Consider the following 387-nt stretch of genomic DNA (forward strand, 5'->3'; position numbering starts at 1 on the left):
CGGCGCCTGCCAGGCAGGCCGCGCGGGCACAAAAATCTTGTTGGGAGTTTCACTCATGGCAGTTGCCTCCGGTGCCTATAAAAAAGCCCTCGAGGGTGGCCAGCAACCCAAGCAGGTGCTGGTCAAGATCGACCGGGTCACTAAAAAATTCGACGAAACCGTAGCCGTGGACGATGTGTCCCTGGAAATCCGCAAGGGCGAGATCTTCGCCCTGCTCGGTGGCTCCGGTTCCGGCAAGTCCACCTTGCTGCGCATGCTGGCAGGCTTCGAACGCCCGACCGAAGGGCGGATCTACCTCGATGGCGTCGACATCACCGACATGCCGCCGTACGAGCGGCCGATCAACATGATGTTCCAGTCGTACGCCTTGTTCCCGCACATGAGCGT

Annotated in this window: 1 protein-coding gene; it reads left to right on the top strand. The window is 60.5% G+C overall.

Annotated elements, in window-relative coordinates:
• Positions 1 to 55: 55 nt before the first annotated feature.
• Positions 56 to 387, top strand: a 332-nt coding sequence (locus GYA94_RS27215) for an ATP-binding cassette domain-containing protein (protein ID WP_161893508.1), incomplete at its 3' end; no start/stop codon positions are given.

The organism is Pseudomonas juntendi (genome assembly GCF_009932375.1).
GTDB lineage: Bacteria > Pseudomonadota > Gammaproteobacteria > Pseudomonadales > Pseudomonadaceae > Aquipseudomonas > Aquipseudomonas juntendi.